Annotated in this window: 18 protein-coding genes and 1 riboswitch; of the genes, 16 read left to right on the top strand and 2 right to left on the bottom strand. The window is 45.9% G+C overall.

Annotated elements, in window-relative coordinates:
* Positions 1–217: 217 nt before the first annotated feature.
* The 5 genes from CSV64_RS13280 to CSV64_RS13300 all read left to right on the top strand — a co-directional run bounded on the left by CSV64_RS13280 (position 218) and on the right by CSV64_RS13300 (position 7,188).
* Positions 218–1,339: a glycerate kinase gene (locus CSV64_RS13280; RefSeq protein WP_099635067.1), complete on the top strand. Its 1,122-nt coding sequence runs from the start codon at positions 218–220 to the stop codon at positions 1,337–1,339.
* Positions 1,340–1,403: 64 nt separating this feature from the next.
* Positions 1,404–2,825, top strand: coding sequence for an alanine/glycine:cation symporter family protein (locus CSV64_RS13285; protein ID WP_099635068.1), 1,422 nt, complete (start codon positions 1,404–1,406; stop codon positions 2,823–2,825).
* 363 nt (positions 2,826–3,188) lie between these two features.
* A riboswitch (cobalamin riboswitch) is annotated at positions 3,189–3,365 on the top strand.
* 198 nt (positions 3,366–3,563) lie between these two features.
* Positions 3,564–5,747, top strand: a complete 2,184-nt coding sequence (locus tag CSV64_RS13290) for a ribonucleoside-diphosphate reductase subunit alpha (protein ID WP_369823539.1) — start codon at positions 3,564–3,566, stop codon at positions 5,745–5,747.
* Positions 5,735–6,172, top strand: coding sequence for a flavodoxin (locus tag CSV64_RS13295; RefSeq protein WP_099635070.1), 438 nt, complete (start codon positions 5,735–5,737; stop codon positions 6,170–6,172). Before CSV64_RS13290 ends, CSV64_RS13295 begins: the two co-directional genes overlap by 13 nt.
* Entirely contained in the window at positions 6,151–7,188 is a 1,038-nt protein-coding gene (locus tag CSV64_RS13300) for a ribonucleotide-diphosphate reductase subunit beta (protein ID WP_099635071.1), read from the top strand. Before CSV64_RS13295 ends, CSV64_RS13300 begins: the two co-directional genes overlap by 22 nt.
* 760 nt (positions 7,189–7,948) lie before the next feature.
* On the opposite strand, the gene CSV64_RS13305 is transcribed toward CSV64_RS13300, so the two are convergent.
* The gene (locus CSV64_RS13305; RefSeq protein WP_369823537.1) at positions 7,949–9,493 is read right to left on the bottom strand and encodes a succinyl-CoA:acetate CoA-transferase ScpC; all 1,545 of its coding nucleotides are present in this window, start codon (positions 9,491–9,493) and stop codon (positions 7,949–7,951) included.
* Between the two features lie 397 nt (positions 9,494–9,890).
* Between CSV64_RS13305 and CSV64_RS13310 the strand changes: the two genes are divergently transcribed.
* Genes CSV64_RS13310 through CSV64_RS13360 form a run of 11 tightly spaced genes read left to right on the top strand, consistent with a single transcriptional unit; the run spans position 9,891 to position 22,335 of the window.
* Positions 9,891–13,565, top strand: a complete 3,675-nt coding sequence (locus tag CSV64_RS13310; RefSeq protein ID WP_099635073.1) for a nitrate reductase subunit alpha — start codon at positions 9,891–9,893, stop codon at positions 13,563–13,565.
* Positions 13,555–15,171 (top strand): nitrate reductase subunit beta, encoded by a 1,617-nt coding sequence (gene narH / locus CSV64_RS13315; RefSeq protein ID WP_099635074.1) that lies wholly within the window; start codon positions 13,555–13,557, stop codon positions 15,169–15,171. The genes CSV64_RS13310 and narH overlap by 11 nt, the downstream gene beginning before the upstream one ends.
* Positions 15,164–15,733 carry a nitrate reductase molybdenum cofactor assembly chaperone gene (narJ, locus tag CSV64_RS13320; protein WP_099635075.1) on the top strand — a complete coding sequence of 190 codons (570 nt, stop codon included), beginning with the start codon at positions 15,164–15,166 and terminating at the stop codon, positions 15,731–15,733. Before narH ends, narJ begins: the two co-directional genes overlap by 8 nt.
* The gene (gene narI, locus CSV64_RS13325) at positions 15,726–16,421 is read left to right on the top strand and encodes a respiratory nitrate reductase subunit gamma (RefSeq protein WP_099635076.1); all 696 of its coding nucleotides are present in this window, start codon (positions 15,726–15,728) and stop codon (positions 16,419–16,421) included. Before narJ ends, narI begins: the two co-directional genes overlap by 8 nt.
* A gap of 30 nt (positions 16,422–16,451) precedes the next feature.
* Positions 16,452–16,931, top strand: coding sequence for a GAF domain-containing protein (locus tag CSV64_RS13330; protein ID WP_099635077.1), 480 nt, complete (start codon positions 16,452–16,454; stop codon positions 16,929–16,931).
* A complete protein-coding gene (locus tag CSV64_RS13335; protein ID WP_099635078.1) occupies positions 16,912–17,994 on the top strand; it encodes a sensor histidine kinase in 1,083 nt (360 codons plus the stop codon). The genes CSV64_RS13330 and CSV64_RS13335 overlap by 20 nt, the downstream gene beginning before the upstream one ends.
* Complete coding sequence (locus CSV64_RS13340; RefSeq protein ID WP_099635079.1) at positions 17,975–18,625, top strand: response regulator; 651 nt, start codon at positions 17,975–17,977, stop codon at positions 18,623–18,625. Before CSV64_RS13335 ends, CSV64_RS13340 begins: the two co-directional genes overlap by 20 nt.
* 14 nt (positions 18,626–18,639) lie before the next feature.
* Positions 18,640–19,173 (top strand): hemerythrin domain-containing protein, encoded by a 534-nt coding sequence (locus CSV64_RS13345; protein ID WP_233190486.1) that lies wholly within the window; start codon positions 18,640–18,642, stop codon positions 19,171–19,173.
* Positions 19,174–19,230: 57 nt separating this feature from the next.
* On the top strand, positions 19,231–20,742 hold the full coding sequence (locus CSV64_RS13350) for an MFS transporter (protein ID WP_099635081.1): 1,512 nt from the start codon (positions 19,231–19,233) through the stop codon (positions 20,740–20,742).
* Positions 20,743–20,784: 42 nt separating this feature from the next.
* Positions 20,785–21,804: a ThiF family adenylyltransferase gene (locus CSV64_RS13355; protein WP_099635082.1), complete on the top strand. Its 1,020-nt coding sequence runs from the start codon at positions 20,785–20,787 to the stop codon at positions 21,802–21,804.
* 12 nt (positions 21,805–21,816) lie between these two features.
* Complete coding sequence (locus CSV64_RS13360) at positions 21,817–22,335, top strand: MogA/MoaB family molybdenum cofactor biosynthesis protein (RefSeq protein WP_099635083.1); 519 nt, start codon at positions 21,817–21,819, stop codon at positions 22,333–22,335.
* A gap of 266 nt (positions 22,336–22,601) precedes the next feature.
* Here the strand turns inward: CSV64_RS13360 and moaC are convergent, their stop codons facing one another.
* A complete protein-coding gene (gene moaC, locus CSV64_RS13365; RefSeq protein WP_099635084.1) occupies positions 22,602–23,093 on the bottom strand; it encodes a cyclic pyranopterin monophosphate synthase MoaC in 492 nt (163 codons plus the stop codon).
* Between the last annotated feature and the right edge of the window lie 54 nt (positions 23,094–23,147).

The raw sequence follows: 23,147 nt of genomic DNA on the forward strand, positions 1-23,147 counted from the left end.
TGATAGAGCGGTTAACGTCCAACTATGAGCGGAACGACGGCCTAATAGAGCGGATACAGACTCACATAGAGCGAATAAGCTCCCCCTTAGAGCAAAAATCCCCCAACAAAACAACATCTCTAAAAGCCTTCATTATAAAAATACTTTAATCATCCACTATTTAACGGTAACTTTTCCCGCAAAATCTGCTAGAATACGAGTAAAGGGAGTGTGAGCCGTGAAAATTGTCATTTCGCCTGATGCATTTAAGGGAAGTTTGAGTGCGGAAGAAGCGACCAACGCTCTATCTAGTGGAGTAAAAAAAGTGTTTCCGCACGCAGAAATCATACGTTTACCTGTTGCAGACGGAGGTGAAGGGACGCTTGATGCACTGATTTCGTCTACTGGTGGGACAATCGAAACGGTATCTGTGCGAGATCCGCTCGGCCGAGTAATCGATGCGCATCTAGGTGTGCTTGGTGACGGAGAGACGGCGGTTATTGAAATGGCCCAGGCATCCGGGTTGATGTTGCTTACGAAAAAAGAACTCGACCCGATGAAAGCGTCTACATATGGTACAGGGCAATTGATCCTCCATGCGCTCGACCAAGGATATCGTAAATTGATCATTGGGCTTGGGGGCAGTGCGACGAATGATGGAGGCGCAGGTCTGCTTGAAGCTCTTGGAGTGAAATTTAAAGCAGCCGGGTGGCCGTTGGAAATGAATGGCACAACGCTTTCTGTATTCGACGAAATCGATATATCGAAACTGGATAAGCGGTTGTTGGAGGCGGACATTCGCATTGCGTCTGACGTGGAGAATCCGTTCGTAGGAGAACAAGGGGCGTCGGTTATTTTCGGTCCGCAAAAAGGAGCGAATCCGGAAATGGTCTTGGATTTGGATGAAGGCTTAGAGCATTTTGCGGATGAGACTGAAAGCGTCACAGGCGTACGTTTGCATGAGCTGCACGGAGCGGGCGCAGCAGGTGGAAGTGCGGGTGCGTTAATTGCCTATTGCGGCGCACGTCTAGAAAGTGGAATCGGTGTCGTGCTTGAGGCGATAGAATTTGCAAAGCATCTATCATCTGCAGACCTTATTCTGACAGGTGAAGGGAAGACGGATCGACAAACGCTTGCCGGAAAAGCATTAATGGGCATCGCGAAGCTTGCGAAAGCAGAGGGTGTTCCGGTCCTAGTCATTTCAGGGATTATTGATGAATCGGCACGTCAAGAGCTGCTCGGATGGTTCTCTGAAGTGCATGCGTTGGATGACGGAGAGAAGTCATTGACCGAATTGATGGCTAACGCAGCAAGTTTATTGGAGGATCAAGCTTCTGTAGTTTTGCAAAACAGAAAATAGTATGTATTATGCTAAGCATAGTAAATAGGCAAGTAGGGTATAGAATACACAAGGAGGTGGTCAGATGTTTCAAAATGCGATCGACTGGCTTGTAGGGCCGGCGAATAATTTCATTTGGACATATGTTTTAATTGGACTTTTACTAGCAGCAGGTTTATATTTCACAATTCGTACGAAGTTTGTGCAAGTACGCTTATTTCGTGAGATGTTCCGTCTAATTGTAGAGAAGAAAGATAGCAATGACGGGGTATCTCCGTTCCAAGCATTTACAATCAGTGCTGCATCACGCGTAGGAACTGGTAACGTAGCAGGGGTAGCCCTTGCGATCGGAATCGGTGGTCCTGGTGCAGTATTTTGGATGTGGGTTATTGCTCTAATCGGTATGGCAACTGCATTCATTGAAAGTACATTGGCACAAGTATATAAAGTGAAAGATGGCGATACTTTCCGTGGAGGGCCCGCGTATTACATGCAAAAAGCACTCGGCTGGCGGAAACTTGGAATTGTCTTTGCGATTTTATTGACAATGTGTTTTGGATTTATCTTTAACGCAGTGCAATCGAACACAATCAGTCAATCGTTCACGGACGTATTCGGCATTCCACATTGGGCTGTAGGAGTAGGACTCATTGTCCTGACGGCAGTGATCGTCTTTGGCGGTGTGCAACGTATTGTTAAAGTAACGCAGACAATCGTCCCTGTCATGGCAACATTTTATATTATCGTAGCATTGTATATTGTAATATTGAATATTACAGAAGTTCCAGCGATGATCGCATTAATTATCGAGCACGCATTCGGTATTAAAGAGGTCATGGGTGGCGGAATTGGTATGGCTATGATGCAAGGTGTACGCCGAGGTCTCTTCTCCAATGAAGCAGGTATGGGTAGTGTGCCAAACGCAGCAGCGACAGCGAACGTATCGCACCCTGCAAAACAAGGACTCGTACAATCATTAGGCGTATTTTTCGATACCATCATCATCTGTTCAGCAACTGCCTTCATTATCTTACTTGGCGGCTTGTACCAATCAGGCGAAACAAACGGTATCTTATTGACACAAGCATCCATGGAAGTACACGTAGGCGCATGGGCACCATACTTCATCGCTGTGGCGATCATGTTCTTCGCCTTCAGTTCCATCATCGGTAACTACTACTATGGCGAAACGAACATCGAATTCATCAACGCCAACGTCATATGGAAACGAATCTATCAAGTACTCGTACTCGCAATGGTCTTTTTCGGAGCCGTTGCAAAAGTACAAATTGTCTGGGATATGGCCGACCTATTCATGGGACTAATGGCCATTATCAACCTAGTCGTCATTCTACTCCTAGGCAAAATCGCCTTCAAAGTACTCGACGACTTCACCAAACAACGAAAAGCCGGCAGAAATCCCGTCTTCAAATCAGCTAGCATCCCTGGCCTAAAAGGCGCAGAATGTTGGGAAGAAACAGCTGAAAGAGCAGAAGATCGTTTGTAATATCGAGAGAAATTCTCGGGCTTTTGAGGTTTTGATCTTGAACTACTATTAAAATGAGTAATGAACTGACTAAGTGTTAGGTGTTTTATGTAGGATGAGGGCGGAAGACGAGGGCCCTTCGGAACGCGTCCCCGGCTGGAGCCCTCATCCCTTCTCCTAACTAATTTCACTATCTAAATAAAACGTTCAGACAAACAATTTAGTCAAGAAGTAAAAAGTTTGATATACTATAAAATACTGAATAAGAAAAATCGAATCGTAGTTCAGAAGAAGGATTCTGAACATCGGTTCGATTTTTGTTTTGCATGTTTGAACACAACATGTTAGGGTTATATATGAATCAACACACTATATATAGTGTATAACAGCATTTAGATGAATTGGTACCCACCACGTTTAAAAGGGAATCCGCCACGAACGGAGCTGCCCCCGCAACTGAGGGCACGGACGACTATCTTATGAAAACCACTGCTTCGGCGGGAAGGAAAGATGGAAGAACGATGTGCCAGCCAGTAGACCTGCCAGTCATCTCAGCAAAACATTCTTCGGGGTTGGAGAGTGAAAGCACAAAGCAGTCTTTTTTCAGTCTGCCTAAAACTTTCCGCTATCTACTACACGTCAATCGACGACTCCCGATTATATCGGGAGTTTTTTTATTTAGTACATAACCGAATTAATTAACTAAAGGGAGCGGATATAATGGCTATTATTCAAGAATCTGTGGGACTTCATTTATTGATGGAAAACTTACAACAGGAATTCGGCAAGAAACAAATCGAACCGTTGATCGAAGCGAGTGAGAAATTCCAAGAGCGTCACCCAGCGAGCTCAGCAACTGAGTGGACGAACGCCATGGTGCTAGAGTCTTTAAGCCGTATTGATGAAGCGAATGCGTATTGGACGTTTGTAGCGGCGCGTATTTATTTATTCGACGTCTATGCAAAGCAAAAAGCATTGCGTGGAGCGGATGTCTATACCGATTTTGCGAAAAATGTAGAACGCTTGGTGGAACAAGGTTTATATACACCCATTCTGACAGAGAAATATAGCCAGGACGAGCTTCAGGAAATCGGTAAGCTACTTGATCCTTCTCGTGACCTATTATTCACATATATCGGATTGAAAACATTGGTAGACCGCTATGTAACGGTGAACTTTAAGAAGCAGTCCGTGGAGCTTCCGCAAGAGCGCTGGTTGATCATCGCGATGACGTTAATGCAAGCCGAAACAGTAGACCGCATTCATAAAGTCGGCGAAGCGTATTGGGCGATGAGCAACTTGTACATGACGGTAGCGACGCCTACATTGTCGAACGCAGGTAAGATGCACGGTCAGCTATCAAGCTGCTTTATCGATACAGTAGATGATTCACTGCAAGGAATCTACAACAGCAACACCGATATCGCGAACTTGTCGAAATTCGGTGGCGGGATCGGCGTCTATATGGGGAAAGTTCGTTCACGCGGTGCATCGATTCGTGGTTTCGAAGGTGCGTCAAGCGGTGTTCTTCCTTGGATCAAACAGCTGAACAACACAGCAGTCAGTGTCGATCAACTCGGTCAACGTCAAGGTGCCGTAGCCGTTTATCTCGACGTATGGCATCAAGATATCTTCACGTTCCTCGACCTCAAGCTCAATAACGGGGATGACCGTTTACGCGCACATGACATTTTCACAGGCGTCTGCTTGCCGGACTTGTTCATGGAGAAAGTCGAGTCCCGTGAAGACTGGCATTTATTCGATCCACATGAAGTTCGCACGAAAATGGGCTATTCATTGGAAGATTTCTATGATGAAACAAAAGGACAAGGAACATTCCGCGAGAAGTATGAAGAATGTGTCCGCAATGAAGATCTATCAAGAGAGACGGTTTCAGCGATTGAAATCATGAAACGGATTCTACGTAGCCAGCTGGAGACAGGAACACCATTCATGTTTTACCGCGACGAAGTAAACCGTATGAACGCTAATAAGCATGAAGGAATTATTTATTCTAGTAATTTGTGTACAGAAATACTACAAAATATGTCAGCATCTACACATGAATCGGTTACACTCGAAGACGATATGGTCGTCACACGCACGAAGCCAGGCGATTTCGTTGTATGTAATCTATCATCGATCAACCTTGGAAGAGCAGTGACAGCAGACGTTTTAGACCGCTTGATCAAAATTCAAGTACGCATGCTCGACAACGTTATCGATCAAAACCAAATTCCAGTTGTACAAGCACAACGCACAAATGCACGCTACCGTGGAATTGGACTCGGCACATTTGGTTGGCACCATTTACTCGCATTGAAAAACATTCAGTGGGAGTCAGACGAAGCGGTGAATTTCGCAGACGAGTTATACGAAAATATCGCGTATTTGACAATTAAAGCTTCAATGGAATTATCAAAAGAAAAAGGCGCGTATCCATTGTTTGATGGTTCGGATTGGCAAACGGGCGAATATTTCGAGCAACGCGAATACGATTCCAATAAATGGCGTGAACTGCGCATGGACGTGGCAATGAACGGTATGCGTAACGGCTACTTGATGGCAGTTGCGCCGAACAGCTCGACGTCGGTTATCGCAGGCTCAACAGCATCGATCGATCCAGTGTTCAAGCCGTTCTACCATGAAGAGAAGAAAGACTATAAATTACCGGTTATTGCACCGGATCTAGATCACAATACGTATGACATTTACCGTCGTTCTGCTTACATCGTCGATCAGCGCTGGTCTATCAAGCAAAACGCCGCGCGTCAGCAACACATCGATCAGTCGATTTCATTCAACATCTATGTACCGAACTCCATCCGTGCATCTGTTATTTTGGATCTGCACTTGCAGGCATGGAAATCCGGCATGAAAACGACGTACTATATGCGTTCAACCGCAGCAGAGATTGAGGAGTGCGAGTGGTGTCATTCTTAATCGCCTATGCATCCTGGAGCGGCAACACACAGGAAGTAGCGGAATTGATTACGGAACGTCTACAAAATGAAGGTGTCGAAGTCGATACCTATCGCATCGGCATCGGCCTCATCCCAAATGTTAAAGAATACGACGCGTTGTGCATCGGTTCATTCACATGGGAAAAAGGGGCGACGCCGGATGAAGTCAAAGATTTCGTGGCGGACGTCGGCTATAAACCCGAGCTCGTCTACGTCTTTGGCACAGGGGATACCCAGTTTGGCGGCGATGATCTATTTTGCAAAGCAGCAGACAAGCTGGCAAAATTTTATCATTCCCCATTTGAACCATTGAAGATCGAACAAAGCCCGCGCGGCATGCAAGAACAAACCGTTACGAATTGGACGAAAGGAGTGCTCGAACATTGGCGACACTTACACGAGTAAAAGTACTGAATCCTGCAAACCCGAATAAAGCAACAGCTATTTTCGGTGGGGAAGCAAGCGGCATCCTGAACTGGAACGACATCGCGCACCCTCATTTCTATACATTACGTCAGCGAATCCGATCCCTTTTCTGGACAGCGAATGAAGTGGACATGACACAAGACGTCAAGCAGTTCTCAAGCTTGACCAAAGAAGAGCAATCCGCATTCCTGAAAATCATTGGCTTACTCGCTACACTTGATGGTCCACAAACCGTCATTGCAATGAAAATCGCAGACTTCACAACGGATCCTTCCGTCAAGTCGATTCTTGCGACGATCGCAGACCAGGAAAGTGAACATAATCACAGCTACGCATACGTACTTTCATCTGTCACGAACTTGGACAAGCAAATGGAAGCCTTTGAAATGGGGCGTACAGACGAAGTATTAATGAAGCGAAATGAACGAATTGTAGACGTCTACAATGAATTTGCGGAGAACCCGACAATCGAAACGGTTCTAAAAGCGATGGTCTACACGACTTTATTAGAAGGTCTATTCTTCTACAGTGGTTTCGCGTTCTTCTATAACTTGGCGCGCCACCAGAAAATGGTCGGTACATCGACTATGATTTCGTACATCAACCGTGACGAACTGCAGCATGGTAAGGCAATCAGCGACATCTTCCGTGCAGCATTGGCTGAAAACCCAGAGTACAACACAGACGAATTCACGGAATGGATCTATGACCAATTCCGCCACTCCGTCGAGCAAGAAGTCATCTGGAGCCGCTACGTATTAGGAGGCATCGATGGCCTGGAGCTGGAAGAGATGGAAGGTTACATCAAGTATCGCGCAAACAAAATGTTGCGTATGCTCGGCTTGAGCGAAATCTACCCAGAGTTCACGGACAATCCAATGAAGTGGATCCGCGCGTACGTCGATAACTTCGACGATACGAAAACGGATTTCTTCGAACAAACTAGCCGACAATATGTGAAGACTAGTGATTTGAATGGTTTTGATGATTTGTAATGGGTAAAAGGGGAGGGGAATCCGTTATGGGTTCCTCTTTTTTATGCATGGGGGAAGGGGGAGTACATTGTTTTTAAGAGAAGATGCTTATATATATGGCAGAGCGCTCATACTTCCACGCTATCCGCTCAAACATCTTCCGCAACCGCTCAATGAACCCTCGCATGCGCTCTATCCATCCATTTATCCGCCCTATGTATCACGGCATCCGCTCAATCTTCTTGTTTAACCGCTCAATGTCCATCACGGCAGTCATCTCTATTCATGTTCGGAAGGCGAGCCGCTCACACATCTGGCTAAGTGCTCATACTTCCACGCTATCCGCTCAAACATTCTCCCAACCGCTCAATGAACCCTCGCAACCGCTCTATCCATCCATTTATCCGCTCTATGTATCACGGCATCCGCTCAATCCTCTTGTTTAACCGCTCAATGTCCATCACGGCAGTCATCTCTATTCATGTTCGGAAGGCAAGCCGCTCACACATCTGGCTAAGTGCTCATAGTTCCACGCTATCCGCTCATACATCTTCCCAACCGCTCAATGAACCCCCGCATGCGCTCTATCCATCCATTTATCCGCTCTATGTATCTCCACAACCGCTCAATAAACCCCCGTACCCGCTCAATCCCCACCAATCAAAGCATCCGCATACAACACCAATCAACCTCGCCAACCAAACCATACCAAACCAAACAAAATCAAATCAAAAAAAACCAAGCAGATCAATATCCGCTTGGTCATGTCCTACCTATAAAATTACTTCTGAGCTTCTGCAGTCTTGTGCATTGTCTTGTTTTTCGCAAGATTCACGTGCCAAGATAGAGCTTCTTCCAAGATGTGTGGAGTTTGTCCGCCAACTTGTTCACATGCTCTGTTGTAATAATCGCGTAGCTCTTCCTTGAAATCAGGGTGAGCACAGTTCTCGATCAACAACTCCGCTTTTTGTCTTGGAGCCAAGCCGCGAAGATCCGCATAGCCTTGTTCCGTAACAATTACGTCTACGTCGTGCTCCGTGTGGTCCACGTGAGAAGAGAAAGGTACGATAGATGAAACGTCTCCGCCTTTTGCGTAAGACTTCGTAACAAAAATCGCGATGCGTGCGTTACGTGCGAAGTCACCAGATCCACCGATACCGTTCATCATACGTGTTCCGCTAACATGTGTAGAGTTCACGTTTCCGTAGATGTCTAGCTCAAGCGCTGTGTTGAATGAGATGATACCCAAACGACGGATAATTTCCGGGTGGTTTGAGATTTCTTGTGGACGGAATACCAACTTGTCGCGGTATTTGGCGATATCGTCTTCGAAGCTGTCCAAACGCTTTTTGGATAGAGTCAATGAAGTAGCAGAAGCGAATTTCACTACACCATCATCGATCAAGTCGAAGATTGCGTCTTGAAGTACTTCAGAATATACTTCGATATCTTTAAACTCGGAATTTCTCATACCGTCAAGTACTGCGTTCGCAACTGAACCAACACCTGATTGAAGAGGCATTAGCGTTTCATCCATACGGCCCAATTTGATCTCGTCACGGAAGAAGTTCAACAAGTTGTTTGCAATCTCTTGTGTTTCTTCGTCTGGAGGAACGATAGGGGAAGGAATATCGCCTTGCTCTGTAAGAACGATTCCAACAACCTTTTCAGGGTCTACTTTGATACCTGGTGTACCGATTTTATCTGTTGCGCTGTATATAGGAATTTCTTTACGTTGGTTTTGAGCATCTGGGATGTAGATGTCATGTAGGCCTTCAAACTCCATAGGTGCATTTACGTTCAATTCGATGATGACATGCTTCGCTTCTTGAACGAAGATCGGAGAGTTACCAACAGAACCAGTCGGGATGATATATCCTTCTTCTGTAATAGCTGCTGCTTCGATGATTGCATAGTCAACTGGTCCGATTACGCCTTGGCGAATCCATTCAGCTGTATGAGAAAGGTGCTGGTCGATGTAGAAAGAGTCACCTGAGTTGATTTTGCCGCGCATTGCTGGGTTGCCTTGATAAGGAACACGTAAATTGATTACATCTGCATTGGCCATCAATTCGTCAACGTTGGGGCCCATTGAAGCGCCAGTGAAAACGTTTACTTTAAAATCTTCAGTTTTTCCTCGTTCTGCCAATGCCAATGGGACCGCTTTTGCGTCTCCAGACAAAGTAAATCCACTCAGACCTAGAGACATTCCATCCTCGATCCAAGACGCTGCTTCTTTTGCTGTAACAATCTTGTCTTTCAGTGCTTCACAACGAAGTACCTTGTTTAATTCGTTTGCCACGGTATCATCCACCTTACCTTTCATTTTGTATATAATTCTATCATTTATATAAATAAAATCAACATAATATTATGAGAACTATACTAATTTTCCCACTCGTGCAAGAAAAATACTAAAAATTATGAAAGTTTTAGATGACATGTAGAAGCTAGCATAGAGAGTTTTCCCTTACGCTAAAATTAAAACCAGGATTTGCGAAGGGATAATAGGGAATTCCCTGATAGAAACGAGTGTAGAAACACGTATACTTGTATAATATAAAGATATTTTATGAGAATTAAACAAAAAGTCCTATGATTAACGGAAATTAATAGGGAATTCCCTTAGATTAAATTCAGACTACTTAGTTTATTTTGGGGTAAGAAGTTTAATAGGTTGGATTCATTTACAGCTACATTCTGAGAAGGAGTGGAAAATTTCGATGAAAAAAAGATTCGGATTGAATTATTTTAAACCCGTCGAGAGTTATTCTGGAAGTTGGTCAGTGCTGGAAGAGAAAAATCGTGATTGGGAAAACATGTACCGTCAACGCTGGTCGCATGACAAAGTGGTGCGTACGACGCATGGCGTAAACTGTACAGGCTCTTGTAGCTGGAAAGTCTTCGTCAAGAACGGCATCATCACATGGGAAAATCAGCAAATCGATTATCCTTCCTGTGGTCCTGATATGCCAGAATTCGAACCGCGTGGTTGTCCGCGTGGCGCTTCATTTTCTTGGTATGAATACAGTCCATTGCGTGTGAAGTATCCTTATATACGCGGCAAGCTGTGGCGCATGTGGAACGAAGCATTGCAGGAAACGAAAGATCCAGTAAAAGCATGGACAGCGATTGTTGAAGACCCTGAGAAATCCAATGAATACAAAAAAGCGCGCGGCAAAGGCGGTCACGTCCGGATTCATTGGCGTGATGCGACGATGCTCATTGCAGCTCAACTCATCTATACGGTACAAAAATACGGTCCGGATCGCGTAGCTGGATTCACACCGATTCCTGCGATGTCGATGGTCAGTTATGCATCGGGCGCACGTTTCATTTCATTGCTCGGTGGCGAAATGCTTAGTTTCTATGACTGGTATGCAGATCTTCCGCCGTCCTCTCCACAAATTTGGGGTGAGCAGACGGACGTTCCGGAATCAAGTGACTGGTTTAACGCGGGCTACATCATCATGTGGGGCTCGAACGTACCGCTTACACGGACACCGGATGCGCACTTCATGACAGAAGTCCGTTATAAAGGAACGAAAGTCGTTTCCGTTGCACCGGATTACGCGGAAAGTGTCACGCATGCGGATGACTGGATTGCGGCGAACCCGGGAACGGATGCAGCAGTTGCTCAAGCGATGACCCATGTCATTTTGGATGAATTCTATCAAAAACGTAAAGAACCGACATTTATAAACTATGCCAAACAATACACGGACATGCCGTTCTTGATTCTACTTGACCCGCATGAAGATTCGTATAAAGCAGGACGTTTCTTGCGTGCAAGCGATCTTGGACAGCAGTCGCCACATGCTGAGTGGAAACCCGTGTTATTTGATGAAGCGAAAGATGAAATCATAGTTCCAAACGGCACGATGGGTCAGCGCTGGGAAGAAGACGTCAAGTGGAATCTGCAACTGGAAAACGCAGATGGCACACGCGTTGAGCCTGCATTATCCATTGAAAAGCATGCAGAGAAATGGCAAGAAATTCATTTCCCGTACTTTGATAACCGAGGAAACGGCACATTCAAGCGCCCGATCCCTGCGATGAAAGTTCAATTTGCAGACGGCACAGAGCGTTTAGTTGCGACAACGTACGATGTCATGATGAGCCAGTACGGTGTCAACCGAATCGGTAGTGAGCTAGAGGCGACAGGTTATGACGACGTGACGTCTATCTATACACCGGCTTGGCAAGAAGCGATCACGAACGTTAAACCGGAACTCGTTACACAAATCGCTATGGAGTTCGCACAAAATGCGATCGACACAGGCGGACGATCCATGATTATTATGGGAGCGGGAATCAATCACTGGTTTAACAGTGACACGATCTACCGCGCAATCCTCAACCTCGTTACGCTAACGGCTTCACAAGGAGTTAACGGCGGAGGCTGGGCGCATTACGTAGGACAAGAGAAATGTCGTCCGATTGAAGGCTGGAGCACGATTGCCTTTGCGAAAGACTGGCAAGGTCCGCCGCGTCTGCAAAACGCGACTTCATTCTTCTACTTTGCGACCGATCAATGGAAGTACGAAGAAGCAGGAACGGATACACTTATGTCACCACTAGGCGGAGAAGCGCGATACCAGCACCCGGCAGACTATAACGTACTTGCAGCGCGTCTCGGCTGGTTGCCATCGTATCCGCAGTTCAATAAAAACAGTTTAATGCTTGTGGAAGAAGCGGCGAAGCTTGGGAAGACCGATACAAAAGAAGTCGTTTCACATGTTGTCGATCAGTTGAAATCAGGCGAGCTACAATTTGCGGCAGAAGATCCAGGTGCACCAGAAAACTTCCCACGTTCATTATTTGTCTGGCGTTCGAACTTGATCTCCAGTTCGGCAAAAGGGCAGGAATACTTCATGCGGCACTTACTCGGCGCATCCGACGGCTTGCTTGCAACGCCGAACGAAGATATGAAGCCGAAAGAAATGGTTTGGCGCGATGATGTGGAAGGAAAGCTTGATCTACTCGTAGCACTCGATTTCCGTATGACAGCGACTCCACTGTATGCAGACATCGTGCTACCAGCTGCGACGTGGTATGAGAAAGTGGATCTGTCTTCAACAGACATGCACCCATTCGTCCATCCATTCAACCCAGCAGTCAATCCATTATGGGAATCCAAATCGGACTGGGATATTTACCGCGAGATCGCGAAAACATTCTCGACACTTGCGGAAACGCATCTGCCAGGCGTCTATAAAGACTTAGTCACATCTCCGCTAGCACATGACTCCGTTCAGGAAATTGCGCAGCCGATGGGCGAAGTGCATGACTGGAGTAAAGGTGAAATTGAAGCGATCCCCGGTAAAACGATGCCAGGTATGACCATCGTAGAGCGCGACTTTACGAAAATCTATGATAAATACATTACGCTCGGACCGCTGTTATCGACAGGGAAAACCGGCGCACACGGCGTCAGCTTCTCGGTAGCGGAAGAGTATGAAATGATGAAAGGCATTAACGGTATTTATGAAGACGATACCGTGAAAGATGGCTTGCCTAAATTGTACACGGCGAAACACGCAGCAGAAGCGATGTTGACATTGTCTTCCGCAACGAACGGCCGCGTTTCACAAAAAGCATTTGAAGCGGCAGAGCACGATACAGGTATGGAACTAAAAGATATTTCAGCAGACCGCGCAGCAGAGCGATTCACATTCGCAGGGATTACCGCGCAACCGCGTGAAGTCATTCCAACACCGGTCTTTAGTGGTTCGAATAAATTAGGACGACGCTACTCGCCATTTACGACGAATATCGAACGTCTCGTACCATTCCGAACATTGACGGGGAGACAGCATTTCTACGTTGATCACGAATTATTCCTTGGATTCGGCGAAGCATTGCCTGTCTATAAACCAACACTTCCGCCATTCGTCTTTGCGGATCGCGATGCAGAAATTAAAGGCGGACAAGATGCACTCGTTCTTCGCTACTTAACACCACACGGTAAGTGGAATATCCACTCGACCTACCAAGACAATCAGCACATGCTGACATTGTTCCGCGGTGGTCCGACCGTCTGGCTATCGAATCTCGATGCAGAAGAGCACGGAATCGATGACAATGCTTGGCTTGAAGTGTATAACCGAAACGGTGTTGTCAATGCGCGTGCCGTTGTCAGTCACAGAATGCCTAAAGGTACGATGTTTATGTACCATGCACAGGATAAGCATATTCAGATGCCCGGCTCGGAAATTACCGAGCAACGCGGAGGAAGCCATAATGCACCGACGCGAATTCACATGAAGCCGACTCAAATGGTAGGCGGCTATGCACAGCTCAGTTATGGATTCAACTACTACGGACCGATCGGTAACCAACGTGATGTTTACGTCGCAGTCCGTAAGATGAAGGAGGTCAACTGGCTTGAAAATTAAAGCGCAGGTAGCAATGGTAATGAACTTAGACAAGTGTATTGGGTGTCATACGTGTAGTGTGACGTGTAAAACGACATGGACGAACCGCGAAGGTGCCGAGTATATGTGGTTCAATAACGTAGAAACGAAACCGGGGATCGGCTACCCGAAACGCTGGGAAGACCAGGAACTCTATAAGGGTGGCTGGCAGTTGCGTAAAGGAAAGCTAGAACTGAAATCGGGTTCAAAGCTTTCGAAAATCGCACTAGGGAAGATCTTCTATAACCCGGATATGCCGGAAATGAAAGATTACTATGAGCCTTGGACATACGACTATGAAAAGCTAACGTCCGCACCGGATCAAGAACATACGCCGGTTGCACGTGCAAAGTCCGTCATCACAGGCGAATACATGGATCCTGAGTGGGGCCCGAACTGGGAAGATCAGTTAGCTGGTGCACATATTACCGGACCGACTGACCCGAATATCGAGAAAATTGAAGAAGAAATCAAATTCAACTTCGAACAAGCGTTTATGATGTACTTGCCACGACTATGCGAACACTGCTTGAACCCGAGCTGTGTGGCCTCTTGTCCGTCAGGCGCCATGTACAAGCGTGACGAAGACGGAATCGTTCTTGTCGATCAAGAAGCCTGCCGTGGCTGGCGTTATTGTATGACCGGTTGTCCGTACAAGAAAGTGTACTTTAACTGGAAAACGAATAAAGCGGAAAAATGTACATTCTGCTTCCCACGCGTAGAATCCGGTTTACCGACAGTTTGTTCCGAGACATGTACAGGCCGAATCCGCTATCTAGGTGTCTTGCTTTATGACGCAGACCGCGTGCAAGAAGCCGCGTCTACACCGGATCCAAAAGACTTGTACCAAGCGCAATGTGATCTATTCTTAGATCCGCATGACCCGGAAATCATCGAACAAGCAATCAAAGATGGCATTTCTGAAGACTGGATTGACGCAGCACAAAACTCACCAGTGTACAAATTAGCAATCGAGTACAAGCTAGCATTCCCATTGCACCCGGAATACCGGACATTGCCAATGGTTTGGTACGTTCCACCGCTTAGCCCGATCATGAACTACTTTGAAGGGAAGGACTCCATCAAAAATCCGGACATGATTTTCCCGGCTATTGAAGAAATGCGAATTCCACTTCAGTATTTAGCCAATATGCTAACGGCTGGAGATGTGGATATCGTCAAGGGAGGCTTGCAACGTATGGCGATGATGCGTTCATATATGCGTGCAGTTTCTTCCGGCAAGGACTTCGACGAATCCAAACTAGAGCGCGTTGGATTGACTGCCAAACAGACGAAACAAATGTATCGTTTGCTGGCGATTGCGAAATATGAAGATCGTTTCGTAATCCCGACTTCTCATAAAGAAAGTCAAATGAACGTGTACCGTTCCCAAGGTTCAGCAGGGTACGACGGCATGGGTACCTACGGTGAACAAGCACCAGCTCAAAATCCGTACTCTTCATTCTCTGTAATGGGCTCGGACGGAGGGTGTGACGGTTGCGGACCTGTAACTCCGGGAGCAGCTCCAGTGAAAACAGGCAAGGAAATCTATGAAGAGAATTTCTATGGGGGGATCTGGCGTGATTAATCTCGACCTCTTATATGATAAGAAGCATATCTTCGGCTTTTTCTCCCATCAACTGAACTACCCGGAAAAGCTGACGTTTCATCCAGATATGTGGAATGAGTATGTAACGGAAGATGCTGCAGGTTACGAAGACCTGCAGCTGTACTGGGAAACGATGCAAACGTACAGTTTGGATGAAATACAAGAGATGTACACCTACACATTTGATTTCCAAAAAGACGCTACGCTGTTCATGACCTATGTGAAGTTTGCGGACTCAAAAGAGCGTGGTCAGACGCTGGCGCAGTTAAAAGTGTTATACGAAATGTTCGGGCTCGAAATGCCGGATGAAGAACTATCCGACTTGCTTCCGTTAATGTGTGAATTTATTTATGCGGCTGAATGGAAGGGAGATCCGCGAGCGCAGCAGAGCTTTTCGATGTTGCTCGCAGTCATCGAGGACGGTTCCTACTTTTTAATGAAAGCACTTGAAAAGTATGAAAGTCCATGGCTACATTTGATCCGTGCACTGCGTGAAACATGTAAATCATGTATTCAACGGGAGGTTTCCGCTAATGACTAGTCAATTTCTATGGGTCATTTTTCCTTACATCTGTATCGCAGTATTTATTGTAGGACATATTTTCCGCTATAAGAACGACCAATTCGGCTGGACCGCGAAGTCGAGTGAATTTATTGAAAAGAAGCAATTGATGATCGGTAGTTTGCTGTTCCACATCGGAATCTTCCCCGTCATTTTAGGTCATGTGGCGGGACTTGGGATTCCGAAAGAGTGGACACGCGCAATGGGTGTTAGCGACCATATGTACCATATCGGCGCTGTGTGGGGTGGCGGATTCTTCGGTGTCATGACATTAGCCGGTATGATTATTCTTACGTCACGTCGTTTCACAAAGAAAAATGTTCGTAAGTTGTCCTCGAGATCCGATTTAATCGTCAATACCTTTTTACTGTTTATCGTGTTCATTGGTGTTTACAGTTCGTTGATCACCAACACGATGACGCCGGGATTTGATTACCGTGATACGATTTCGGTCTGGTTCAGATCATTACTGATTTTCCAGCCAGAAGCGGCATATATGGCATCTGTTCCGATTGCGTTTAAACTGCATGTTTTAACGGGCTTCCTTATTTTCGCCATGTGGCCATTCACTCGACTCGTTCACGTCTGGAGTGTGCCATTGAATTATGTAGGTAGAAGTTATATTCTATATAGAAAACATCTACCGACCAAACAATCACCTCGGTAAGCGAATGATGAATAATAGGAGATTAAGTCTATGACAGGACAAGTAAATAGTAATTTCCAACTAGCGATCGATGAATTGAAAGAGACGCTTCATGCGGATTTCATCGGCTTGGCGTTAGTGGATTTGAAGAAATATCATCATGAGTTAAAGTGGCGATATGTAACGGGGAATATCAGTTTACGCTATCGTAGAATTGTCCTTCAATCAGGAAAAGGCGTGGCAGGAATTGTGTTCAAGACAGGTAAGCCGATGAAGATTGAGAATGTAGACACCAATGTAATGGATGGAGATCTCTATAACTATCCCATCGTCGTCTTCGAAAAGCTGAAAAGTTTTGGCGCGATTCCACTATTTAGAGATGATCATGTGCAAGGCGTGCTTTTAATTGGCTACCGTGAAGTGGATCGGTTAACAGCTGACAAGTTTGAGCAATTCAAGCATGCGGTAGGACCTCAATTCGGACCGTTTCACATGAAGGAGCGATTGAAAGATGACTTTATTGAACAATGACCAACTAACGACTATGCTTCACAAACTATACGACCGTACGACAGAAGCGATGTTCTTTTTCGGCGCGAACGGCGAGATTCTATCCATGAACGAAGCAGCGAAACAAATTATGGAACCCGCGCTCTATGAAAAGATGCTGCAAGGCGAGGCAGACGCGATGTGTCTGACATGCCGCGGCTTTACGAGCGAAGACGAACAGATGACGTGTGTTTCGTGTTTCATGGAGAAACCACAACAAACATTATCTTCATTCCAATTATATTTGGAGACGAAAGATCTTGGTTTGCAACCGTACAGCGCAACGTATCAGGTGTTGGATGAAGAGACTTATATGTCCGTATTGATGTTGCGTAATTTAACGCGGCAAACGCAAACGTCTGAAGTTCTCCATCAAAAATTGCGCATGCAACAAGTCATTTTAGCGCAGGAAAATGAACGCAAACGAATTTCACGTGAGTTGCATGACAGTGTAGCGCAGGAAATGCTTAGTTCGCTTGTGGATTTGCGTGTGTTGAAATACATGGGCATGAACGACAAGGCGCTTGAAAAGTTGCGTCAAACGGAAGGTTCGTTGATGCGCTTGCTCGATGAGATACGTCATCTATCTGTTGAACTGCGACCGGCTGTACTCGATGATTTTGGGTTAGAAGCCGCTTTCCGAACGCATATTAAAAATCTTGAAAAAAATTACGGATTGTATGTTCATTTCGAATCCGATTTGAAAGAAAGTCGTTATGAAGGCGCGATTGAAACAGTTGCGTATCGAATCGGTCAAGAAGCGATTCTTAACTCTATGAAATATGCCCAAGTAGAAGATGTCTTTTTAACGTTGAATGAAGTGGATGGACAGCTACACATAAAAGTATTCGATGAAGGTGTCGGCTTTGATGTCAATGACTTTACACCGCAAGGCACGGGACTCGGACTATATGGTATGAAAGAACGGGTGGAACTTGTAGGTGGTAATTTGACCATCATTTCAAGTCAGCAAGAAGGCACGACAGTACAAGCAACTATTCCACTGAAAAAGGAGAGAGCAACGAGTGAAAATCATAATAGCTGATGATCATGCAGTCGTCCGCACAGGATTCATGCATATATTAAATTTCCAAGACGATATGGAAGTCGTAGCAACAGCGGCAGATGGATTGGAAGCATATGAACTAGTTGCGAAGCACAGACCGGATATTATTTTACTGGATCTTAGCATGCCTCCTGGCCAAAGTGGGTTGATTGCGACAGGCAAAATCCATGAAGATTTCCCAGAAACGAAAATAGTCATTTTAACGATGTACGACGACGAGGAGTATATGTTCCACGTACTGAAAAACGGTGCAGCAGGCTATATCTTGAAAAATGCTCCCGACGAAGAGTTGCTACACGCCATTCGTGAAGTGTACGACGGCGGCACATATGTTCATCCGTCTATGGCTACTTCGCTCGTGAGGGAGTTTGTCAAAAAAGGAACGAAAGCGGACGATGAAGACGATCCGTTCAAGATTTTATCTAAACGTGAAATTGAAATTTTACCGCTTGTGGCTAAAGGCTATGGCAATAAAGAAATTGCAGAAATGCTTTATATTTCCGTCAAGACTGTAGAAGCGCATAAGGCGAAAATGATGGACAAGCTACAATTGAAGAGCCGCCCGGAACTCGTCGAATACGCGCTGCGAAAGAAGTTTTTAAGTTTCTAAAGAAGAGGTGAAGGATGATGGTCAATACAGGACTTACGCATACGCTACCCGCACTACGCGTGCTTGAAAATGAACATCGCTTCCTAACGACTTTAATGGAGCAATGGCATGCGATTGTACTGGATTTTGAGAATGATAGATTCACGCGTGACGAAGGTCTAAAAGCACTCATGCGGTTGCGTGAACTAGTCGTCGAATTCATTGATCCGCTGAAAAATCATACGGAAAAGGAAGAAGCATTCCTGTTTCCAATGCTCGCGAAATATGTAGGCAGTGATCAAGGGCCGGTTCAAGCAGTACAAGAAGAACACGACGAGATCGATGCGTTTATCGGACATTTCCTTCATCACACAAGAGGGGATTTATCGGAATTTACACTCGCAATGATGCAAGACGTCGTAAAAGATGCAGGCGAGGCGTTTGAAGTCATCATGATTCACTTTGTTAAAGAAGAAAACGTCATTTTTCCGATGGTTCTATCGGTCTTACTTGCCAAAGAGCAAGATGAATTATTCGACCAATTATATACGTCGATTCTACCGGATTAACACATAACGAAAGTAATTGGTTAGCTTTGCAACTAATTTCAGATTGGATGGATTCCTATGACACAAAAGATTCAGTTGCCTCTACAGACGGCAAATCTAGTTGTCGGCTTCATGGTGTGGGTCTTGATCTCTTCTTTGCTACCATTTATCAGCGAAGATATCAATATTCCACCAGAGCGTGTGGCCATCATCACAGCAATCCCTGTAGTACTCGGTTCGATTTTGCGAATTCCACTTGGCTACTACGCCAATGTCTATGGCGCACGTATGATGTTTTTCATCAGTTTCATCGTATTGCTATTTCCTGTCTACTACATAAGTGAAACATCAACAGTGACAGGGCTTTTGATCGGCGGTACGTTACTCGGGGTAGGGGGTGCGATTTTCTCTGTTGGTGTTACGTCGCTACCGAAGTACTATCCTAAAGAAAAACACGGACTCGTCAACGGTATTTACGGGATGGGGAACATCGGGACAGCGATCACGACGTTTTCAGCACCGGTCCTTGCGATGAAATTCGGCTGGTCGATGACTGTCAAAATGTATTTGATTTTATTGCTTGCGTTCATCGCATTGAATTTCTTCTTCGGTGATCGTAAGGAAGTTCGAGTGAAAGCACCGATTGTCGAACAAATTAAAGGTGTCTATAAGAACGAAAAACTATGGTTCTTCTCATTATTCTATTTCATTACATTCGGTTCTTTCGTTGCGTTTACCGTGTTCTTGCCGAGTTTCCTCGTTAATTACTTTGAACTCGATAAAGTCGACGCAGGACTTCGAACAGCTGGCTTCATCGTCGTCGCGACGCTATTACGTCCGGTCGGTGGTTGGTTAGGCGATAAGTTCCAGCCGTTATTCTTATTGATGGGCTGTTTCGCAGGCTTGACGATCTCGTCCATCGTACTCGCATTTTCACCGGATATTGGACTATACACAGTCGGCAGCATTATGATTGCCGCAGCTGCAGGTCTCGGTAATGGTGTCATCTTTAAACTAGTACCGATGTATTTCAGTAAGCAAGCAGGTACTGTCAACGGAATTGTATCGATGATGGGTGGTCTTGGTGGATTTTTCCCTCCATTATTACTCGCAACAATTTTCTCCATGACAGGTTCCTACTCCATTGGATTCATGGCGTTTTCACAAGTATCATTAGTCAGTCTTGTATTGGCATTTTGGCTCTATTACATGGATCGCACGAGCTTGTCTAAAGAAGTATTTGATTCAACGGGGCAAGGTATTCTCGTGACCAATTCAAAGGGGCTCATTGTTTCGGTCAATCCGGCATTTACGAAACTAACAGGGTATAGTGAAGAGGAAGTGTTAGGTCAAAGCCCGAACATCTTAAGTTCAGGCAGACACGACCGGGAATATTATAATGAAATGTGGCGCACAATTGATGAACAAGGCGTTTGGCAAGGTGAAATTTGGAATAAGAAAAAGAGTGGCGAAGAGTACTTAGAGTTCCTTTCCATCAGTTCCGTAAAAGATGGAACGGGCGACGTCGTTCGCTACGTTGGTTCGTTCAGTGATATTAGTCCAGAAGTAAGCGCAGGCAATCGGTCTTAACCGGTTGCCTCGCTTGTTGTGTAATGAAAGGAAGTAGATCTAGTGGAGAATCGCTATTCAAGGCAAACATTATTCCAGCCAATCGGTACGTCGGGACAGCGACAGCTAGCAGACGCACATGCGGTAATCATCGGCTGTGGCGCGCTCGGCTCTTCGATATCCGAGACGCTCGTACGTGCAGGAATTGGCAAAATAACGCTCGCAGACCGCGATTATGTGGAGGCATCCAATTTACAGCGGCAACAATTGTTCGTTGAAGAAGATGCGAAAAACAGTGTGCCGAAAGTAGTGGCAGCAGAGCGTCGTTTACATGCTATCCGTCAAGACGTAGACATTACGACAGTGCTCGACCATATCGACGGTCCGTTGCTCGAAGAAATCGCGGTTGGTGCGGATATCCTACTCGACGCAACGGATAATTTCGAGACACGTTTGCTGATTAATGATGTCGCATGGAAACTGAATATTCCTTGGGTCTACGGCGCAGTCGTCAGCAGTTCAGGTAGCGTCTTTCCTTTCATTCCAAGCAAGACACCGTGTTTCCGTTGTCTACTACCGGTCATGCCGGCAGTCAATGAAACATGTGATACAGTAGGGGTAATTGCGCCTGCTGTACAGATTTCGGCTGCACATCAAAGTGCGGAAGCGATGAAATGGCTAACGGGGAATGAACAAGCCATGCGCATGAAACTTCTGCATTTTGATGTGTGGAATAATACATCAGTTGAAGCGGGAATTAGCCGGATGAAGAATCCGCAATGCGAAACATGCGGTGAACATCCGACGTATCCTGCGTTGCATCAAGCAGCAGGCACGCAATACGCTGTGCTATGCGGACGTGATACGGTGCAAATCATACCGGATGCAGGACGTAAATTAACGGTGGCAGACGGTGTGAAAGTCGCGCAACAACTAGGGTCAAAGTATCGAGAGACACCGTTTTTCGTAGAGTTTCAAGCGGAAGGCTATCGCTGTATTTTATTCGGCAATGGTAGATTGTTGATTCATGGACTGAAAGATATGCGAGAAGGACGAAAAATCTATCATTCATTATTCGGCTAGGAGGAATGGGAAATGGAAGAAGCTCATTTACCACAGAAAGCGCGTGACAAGTCGATCGCAGTTGCGGTGCTGACGATTAGTGATACGCGGACGAAAGCGGACGACAAAAGCGGCAAGGTGATTTGCGAGAAGTTGGTTGAAGCTGGCCATACAGTGAAAGCGTACGAAATTTGCTCGGATGAAGCGACGCATATTGTGGAGCGGTTATCCGCTTGGTCGTCCAATTCATCCATTCGGGCCATGATTTTCACGGGCGGAACGGGGATTGGTGCACGGGATATTACAGTAGAAACCGTATCACCTTACTTCACGAAACCGTTAGACGGATTCGGTGAACTGTTTCGCTTTTTGAGTTATAGGGAGGACGTGGGATCAAAAGCATTGCTCAGTCGCGCGACGGCTGGAGGGATTGGCTTGCAGGCGGTGTTTTTATTGCCAGGCTCTTCGAAGGCTGTGACGCTGGCGATGGATAAGTTGATCGTGCCGGAGTTGCCGCATATTGTGCATGAGCTTGGGAAGCATTTGGAGTGAGAGTAAGAGCGGTTTCTTGGTTTTATAGAGCGGTAGGTTTGGGGGAATGAGCGGATATGGGGCTTGATAGAGCGGTTGGCTTGGAAGTATGAGCAGTTACGTGGCCAGATAGAGCGGCTAGCTTGGGAGTATGAGCGGCAACGCGGTTTGATAGAGCGCTAACGCAGTCCAATAGAGCGGTCACTCATCATCCTTGAGCAGCCAAGCCAACCCAACCCAACCCAACCGCCCCACCCACCAAATCCAATCAAAAAAACGCGCGACATTTAGTCCGCGCGTTGATAATCTCCATTTTTCCCGCCTGATTTATGCAGTAGCATCGTCGGTCCGATGACCATATCCTTGCCGGCAGCTTTACACATATCGTAAATCGTCAATGCGGCGGCAGAAGCGGCTGTCAAGGCTTCCATTTCGACGCCGGTGACGCCTTTCGTTTTGACTTCGGCTTGGATTAACACGTTGTAATGGGAAGATTCTTCGTTAATATCCCAATCAAATCGGACATCTACCCCCGTTAAAGGGAGTGGATGGCACATGGGAATGATGTTGGACGTGTTTTTCGCGGCCATGATGGCGGCGACTTGCGCAACTGCGAAGACGTCTCCTTTTTTATTTGTGCCATGCGTGATTTGCTCGTGAATTGATGCGTTAACCATAATTGATGATGTAGCGATCGCCGTTCGTAAAGTCGTTTCTTTGTCGGACACGTCGACCATTTTGGCGCGGCCTTGTTCATTGAAGTGTGTAAGTTCGGACATGATGATCATCCTTTCGTTTCGTTTCATTTCATTGTACTAGTTAGTATACCAAAA

It is taken from the genome of Sporosarcina sp. P32b (assembly GCF_002743335.1).
Taxonomy (GTDB): domain Bacteria; phylum Bacillota; class Bacilli; order Bacillales_A; family Planococcaceae; genus Sporosarcina.

Bases quoted from the DNA above. Each gene is read 5' to 3' on its own strand.
- CSV64_RS13285 (WP_099635068.1), top strand. From the start codon at position 1,404: ATGTTTCAAAATGCGATCGACTGGCTTGTAGGGCCGGCGAATAATTTC.
- CSV64_RS13290 (WP_369823539.1), top strand. From the start codon at position 3,564: ATGGAAAACTTACAACAGGAATTCGGCAAGAAACAAATCGAACCGTTG.
- CSV64_RS13305 (WP_369823537.1), bottom strand. From the start codon at position 9,493: ATGAAAGGTAAGGTGGATGATACCGTGGCAAACGAATTAAACAAGGTA.
- CSV64_RS13310 (WP_099635073.1), top strand. From the start codon at position 9,891: ATGAAAAAAAGATTCGGATTGAATTATTTTAAACCCGTCGAGAGTTAT.
- narI (WP_099635076.1), top strand. From the start codon at position 15,726: ATGACTAGTCAATTTCTATGGGTCATTTTTCCTTACATCTGTATCGCA.
- CSV64_RS13330 (WP_099635077.1), top strand. From the start codon at position 16,452: ATGACAGGACAAGTAAATAGTAATTTCCAACTAGCGATCGATGAATTG.
- CSV64_RS13335 (WP_099635078.1), top strand. From the start codon at position 16,912: ATGACTTTATTGAACAATGACCAACTAACGACTATGCTTCACAAACTA.
- CSV64_RS13345 (WP_233190486.1), top strand. From the start codon at position 18,640: ATGATGGTCAATACAGGACTTACGCATACGCTACCCGCACTACGCGTG.
- CSV64_RS13350 (WP_099635081.1), top strand. From the start codon at position 19,231: ATGACACAAAAGATTCAGTTGCCTCTACAGACGGCAAATCTAGTTGTC.
- CSV64_RS13360 (WP_099635083.1), top strand. From the start codon at position 21,817: ATGGAAGAAGCTCATTTACCACAGAAAGCGCGTGACAAGTCGATCGCA.
- moaC (WP_099635084.1), bottom strand. From the start codon at position 23,093: ATGTCCGAACTTACACACTTCAATGAACAAGGCCGCGCCAAAATGGTC.